General features: G+C 70.6%; 3 protein-coding genes. 2 read left to right on the forward strand and 1 reads right to left on the reverse strand.

What is annotated here, in order from left to right; all coding sequences use genetic code 11:
• On the forward strand, positions 1-2,255 hold a 2,255-nt coding region (locus tag GRF61_RS23050), incomplete at its 5' end, for an HD family phosphohydrolase (protein ID WP_211166158.1).
• Positions 2,256-2,397: 142 nt separating this feature from the next.
• Positions 2,398-4,248: a dihydroxy-acid dehydratase gene (ilvD, locus tag GRF61_RS23055; protein WP_169152961.1), complete on the forward strand. Its 1,851-nt coding sequence runs from the start codon at positions 2,398-2,400 to the stop codon at positions 4,246-4,248.
• 238 nt (positions 4,249-4,486) lie between these two features.
• Here the strand turns inward: ilvD and GRF61_RS23060 are convergent.
• Positions 4,487-5,788 (reverse strand): DUF1631 family protein (locus GRF61_RS23060; protein ID WP_169152962.1); only part of this gene is annotated, 1,302 nt, incomplete at its 5' end.

Raw genomic sequence — 5,788 nt, forward strand, 5'->3', positions numbered from 1 at the left:
CGGAGGGCGGTGCGGCGGTCATCGACAGCCAGCGCCGGGTGCTCGCCTTCCATGCCCGCGCCGGTCTGGCGGCGCCGGCGCCGGCGCCGCTGCAACCGCTGGGCGAGGCCCTCACTCCGCTGCTGCAGCCGTTGAGCGCCGGCGGCGTGGCGGATGGAGGAGGGGGAGGCAAGGGCAGCCGCCTCGTCGACCTCCAGGGCGAGCGCTACGCCTATGCGCTGCGCGAGGTAGCGCTCACCCCCGGCAAGTCCTTCCTGGTGGCGGCTTTCGCTCCGATCAGCGCCTTCTCCGGCCCGATCGTGCGCACCCGCGACGACATCATGCTGATTTCGGCGCTGGTGCTCGCGCTGGCGCTGCCGGCCTCGTTCTTCGCCTCGCGCCAGGCCTCTCGCGCGCTGGGCCTGCTGGCGGCGGACTCGGAGCGGGTGAAGCGGCTGGACTTCTCCGGCCGCGTCACCGTGCGCTCCATGTTCTACGAGATCGACACCCTGGGCGAAGCGCATCAGACGATGAAGGTCTCGCTGCTGCAGCGCACCCGCGCGCTCAACGAGGCGCTCGCCAAGCTGCAGGGCCTGGTGGAAAACGGCCTGCTGCTGTCCTCCGAGCGCGACCGTGAAACCTTGCTGCGCCATGTGCTGGAAGGCGGCAGGCAGCTGTGCAACGCTCGTGTTGCGCGGCTCTACCTCGCCAATGGGCAGGATGGGCTGCGCCTGGCCCTGGACAGCCACGGCGCGGCCGCCGGCGACGGCGTGGAGGAGGGCGCGCGGATCGCGCTGCGCGACGCGAGCGGCGCGCCCCGGCTGCGCGATCCGCTGGTGCTGGCGGCGCTGGAGCGCTGCACGGTGACGGTGGCCGATGTCACCGCCGATCCCCGCTTCGATGCGGATGTGCCGGCCGGCGCCGGCGCTTCCCTGCTCACCGTGCCCATGACCGCCTCCAGTGGTGAAGTCATCGGCGTGCTGCAGTTCATCGACGCGGTGGACCCGGACAGCGGCGCCACCGTCCCCTTCGGTCCGGAAACGGTGCAGTACATCGAGGCCCTGGCCTCGCAGTCGGCTGTGGCGCTGGACAACCAGCAGCTGCTGAACGCGCAGCAGGTGTTGATGGACTCGCTGATCCAGATCATCGCCAGCGCCATCGACGCCAAGAGCGCCTACACCGGCGGCCACTGCGCCCGCGTGCCGGAACTGGCGATGATGCTGGCCGAGGAAGCCTGCAAGGCCGACCACGGCCCGCTCGCGGACTTCCGCTTCGAGACCGAGGACGAATGGCGGGAATTCCGCGTTGGCGCCTGGCTGCACGACTGCGGCAAGGTGACCACGCCGGAGTTCGTGATGGACAAGGCCACCAAGCTGGAGACCATCTACAACCGCATCCACGAGATCCGCACCCGCTTCGAAGTGCTGCTGCGGGATGCCGAGATCGAGCGCCTGCATGCCGAGCGCAACGGCATGGAGCCGGCGCAGGCCGCCGCCACCTTCGCCGGCCGCATACAGCAACTGCAGGCGGATTTCGCTTTCGTCGCCGCCTGCAACATCGGCGGCGAGTCCATCGCCGACGAAGACGTGCAGCGCCTGCGCCGCATTGGCGGCCAGACCTGGCTGCGCCATTTCGACGATCGCCTCGGCCTGTCCCACGGTGAACTGCGCCGGCTGGCGGATCTGCCGGCGGCCGAGCTGCCGGCGGTGGAGCGCCTGCTCGCCGACAAGCCGGAACATGTGGTGCCGCGCACCGGGGGCGAACCGCTGGATCCCCGCTTCGGCTTCCGCATCGCCGTGCCTGAGCATCTGTACGACTTCGGCGAACTGCACAACCTCGCCGTCAGCCGCGGCACGCTGACCGAGGAAGAGCGTTTCAAGATCAACGAGCACATCATCCAGACTGTCGTGATGCTGGACCGGCTGCCGCTGCCTGCGCACCTGAAGCGGGTGCCGGAGTACGCCGCCACCCACCACGAGACCCTGGTCGGCACCGGCTACCCGCGCCGGCTGGAGGCCGGCCAGCTGTCGGTGCCGGCGCGCATCATGGCCGTCGCCGACATCTTCGAGGCCCTCACCGCGCCCGACCGGCCCTACAAGAAAGCCAAGACGCTGTCGGAGGCCATCCACATCCTGGATGGCTTCAAGCGCCGGCAGCACATCGACGCCGACGTCTTCGACCTCTTCCTGCGCTCCGGCGTCTATCTCCGCTACGCCGAGCGCTTCCTCGCGCCGGAGCAGATCGACGAGGTGGATCTGGCGGCCTACCTCGGCTGAACTGCCGCCATGCCGCCATGCCGCACGGCCGTGGCATGCCCCGACATGGGTCGGCTGCGGCCCGCCGTGGCACCAGTCATGTGCGCTGCCGGCCGGCGGGGTTAGAATCTCCGGTTCGACCCGCAGCTTCCCGGAGCACCCCATGCCTCAATACCGTTCCCGTACCTCGACCGCCGGCCGCAACATGGCGGGCGCCCGTGCGCTGTGGCGCGCCACCGGGATGAAGGACGGCGACTTCGAAAAGCCCATCATCGCCATCGCCAACAGCTTCACCCAGTTCGTGCCCGGCCACGTCCACCTCAAGGACCTGGGCCAGCTGGTAGCGCGCGAGATCGAAGCCGCCGGCGGCGTCGCCAAGGAGTTCAACACCATCGCGGTGGATGACGGCATCGCCATGGGCCACGGCGGCATGCTGTATTCCCTGCCCTCGCGCGATCTCATCGCCGACAGCGTGGAATACATGGTGAACGCCCACTGCGCCGACGCGCTGGTGTGCATCTCCAACTGCGACAAGATCACCCCGGGCATGCTGATGGCCGCCATGCGCCTCAACATCCCCACCGTGTTCGTCTCCGGCGGTCCGATGGAAGCCGGCAAGGTCAAGTGGGAGGCCAAGGTCATCTCGCTGGACCTGGTGGACGCCATGGTCAAGGCCGCCGACAAGAACTGCTCGGACGAGGAAGTGGACGCCATCGAGCGCTCCGCCTGCCCCACCTGCGGCTCCTGTTCCGGCATGTTCACCGCCAACTCCATGAACTGCCTCACCGAAGCGCTGGGCCTGTCGCTGCCGGGCAACGGCACCATCGTCGCCACCCACGCCGACCGCGAGAAGCTGTTCCGCGAGGCCGGCCGCCGGGTGGTCGACATCGCCCGCCGCTACTACGAGCAGGACGATGCCTCGGTGCTGCCGCGTTCCATCGCCACCTTCGAAGCCTTCGAGAACGCCATCAGCCTGGACGTCGCCATGGGCGGCTCCACCAACACCGTGCTGCACCTGCTGGCCGCCGCCCAGGAAGCCGGGGTGGACTTCAAGATGGAAGACATCGACCGCATCTCCCGCCAGGTGCCCTGCCTGTGCAAGGTGGCGCCGGCGGTGGCGGATGTGCACATCGAGGATGTGCACCGCGCCGGCGGCATCATGAGCATCCTCGGCGAGCTGGACCGCGCCGGCCTGTTGCACCGCGACGTGCCCACGGTGCACAGCAAGACCCTGGGCGAAGCCCTGTCGCGCTGGGACATCATGCAGGCCCATGACAAGGCGGTGTTCGACCTCTTCCTCGCCGCGCCCGGCGGCGTCCCCACCCAGGTCGCCTTCAGCCAGAACAAGCGCTGGAAGGAACTGGACATGGACCGCGCCAAGGGCGTGATCCGCAACAAGGCCAACGCCTTCAGCCAGGATGGCGGCCTCGCCGTGCTCTACGGCAACATCGCCGAGAAGGGCTGCATCGTGAAGACCGCCGGCGTGGATGAGTCCATCTGGAAGTTCACCGGCAAGGCCCGCGTCTACGAAAGCCAGGACGATGCGGTGGAAGGCATCCTCGGCGAGGAAGTGCAGGCCGGCGACGTGGTCGTCATCCGCTACGAAGGCCCCAAGGGCGGCCCCGGCATGCAGGAGATGCTCTACCCCACGTCCTACCTGAAGAGCCGCGGCCTGGGCAAGCAGTGCGCGCTGCTCACCGACGGCCGCTTCTCCGGCGGCACCTCCGGCCTGTCCATCGGCCACGCCTCGCCGGAGGCGGCCATGGGTGGCGCCATCGCGCTGATCGAGAATGGCGACGCCATCGAGATCGACATCCCCAACCGCAGCATCCGCCTGGCCATCTCCGACGAGGAACTGGCCAGCCGCCGCGCGGCGATGGAGGCCCGCGGCGCCAAGGCCTGGCGGCCTGCCTCGCGGGAGCGCGTGGTGTCCGCCGCGCTGCAGGCCTATGCGGCGCTGACCACCTCCGCCGACACCGGCGCGGTGCGCGACCTCAGCCAGCTCAAGCGCTGAGCACGCCCGGCGCGTCAGCGCCGGAAAACGAAACGGGGCGTGTCTCCCAGGCGGGAGGCGCGCCCCGTTTGCGTTGGTGCCGATGAGAGGGCTTCTTTGGCCCGGCGTGGTTCAGATCGGCTTCGTATGCAGCGCGGTGGCAGCCCGACACCCTTTCCCTTCACCGGCGCTGTGAGCGCTTGTCCGTCCCTTGCGAGCGGACAAGGCCAAGCCCGCCAGCCATCCGGACACCCCACCCTCAACCCTGCGCCAGCAACTCGCTGGCGGCGCGGCGGATCAGGCCGCTCTCGTCGATGCGGTGCGCCGTGCCGTTGCGCAGGCCGGCGGTGACCGCCTCCAGGTCAGCGGCCACCGTGCGCTGGCGGCCCTGGTCCACCAGCAGCAGCACCTGGCGCGCCGGGCCTATCCAGGTGGCGCGGCCCAGCAGCGGGCTGCCGTCCGGCAGTTGCAGCGCCAGCAGTTCGCCGCGGCGCAGCCAGTCGTTGGCGCCGCGGATGTCGGTGCGCGGCGGCGCGGAGGGCGGGAAGTGCAGATAGCTCAGCGCCGGTGTCTCGCTGACCCGGGTCAGGATGGGGGCGCCGGCGGCGGCCTGCGGCGGCAACTCGGGCAAGGGCTTGCCGCCCAGGCGGGCGGCGTGCATCGCCATGCAGTCTTCCAGCGCGCGGTCGCGGGCGGCCTCGTCCAGCCCGAGCAGGGCGAGGCCCTTGTGTACCGCCTTGATCAGCTCCGGCAGATTGGCCTGCAGCCGCTGGCGTGCCTGCGGGCTGTCCAGCGGTCGGCCGCTCTGCCCCAGGCGGTTGGCGACATCCAGCAGCTCCCGCCACAGCGGATGTTTGTCGCCGTGGTTGTAGAGCACGCGGGCGACCAGTTGTGTCCATTCGCCGGCGAGGAAGCGGCGCACCGCTGGCGGAGTGTGGTCGTCACACAGGCGGGCGAGCGCGCGGGCGGCAGTGGACAAGGCATGGGCGCGGCGGTCCAGGCGCTGGCCGGCGGGCGTGGCGGCGTCGGTGAGCTGCTGTTCGATGGCGGCACGGCTGGCGAGTATCGGTTCCAGCCGGGCGTCTGCACGGGCGAAGTCCTCCGCGGTGGGGGCCGGCTGGGCGCAGAGGGCGGCCAGCGCCGCATCCAGGGTCTGCTCCGCCTCGGCCGGCAGCGTCTCGCCCGCGCCTGCACCGATGCGGACCAGGTTGTCCAGCAGCTGGCGGGCAGGGTGCGCCGGGTCGCCGATGGCGGCGCTGTCGTCCACCACCAGGCGCAGCAGCGGGATCTGCAACTGGCCAAGCCGCCGGGCGAGTGCCGGCGGCAAGCGGCCCGCTTCGCCGAGGTATTCGAGCAGGCGCTCCACCGTCTCCACCGCGGCGGCTGTCTCCGGCGGCAGCAACGGTGCGAGCTCGCTGGCGTAGAGGCGGTCGCCGGCGCTGTCATGGGCGGAAAGCCAGTTGCGCACCTGGCCGAGGATGGCGGCCGACAGCGCCGGGTCCAGCGCCTTGGGGGCGTCGGCGGGGCGCCGCCGGGCGAGGTGGGCGCCGAGTGCGGACAC

The sequence above is a fragment of the Azoarcus sp. TTM-91 genome (genome assembly GCF_012911025.1).
In the GTDB taxonomy this organism is placed as follows: Bacteria; Pseudomonadota; Gammaproteobacteria; order Burkholderiales; family Rhodocyclaceae; genus Azoarcus.

Bases quoted from the DNA above. Each gene is read 5' to 3' on its own strand.
- ilvD (WP_169152961.1), top strand. From the start codon at position 2,398: ATGCCTCAATACCGTTCCCGTACCTCGACCGCCGGCCGCAACATGGCG.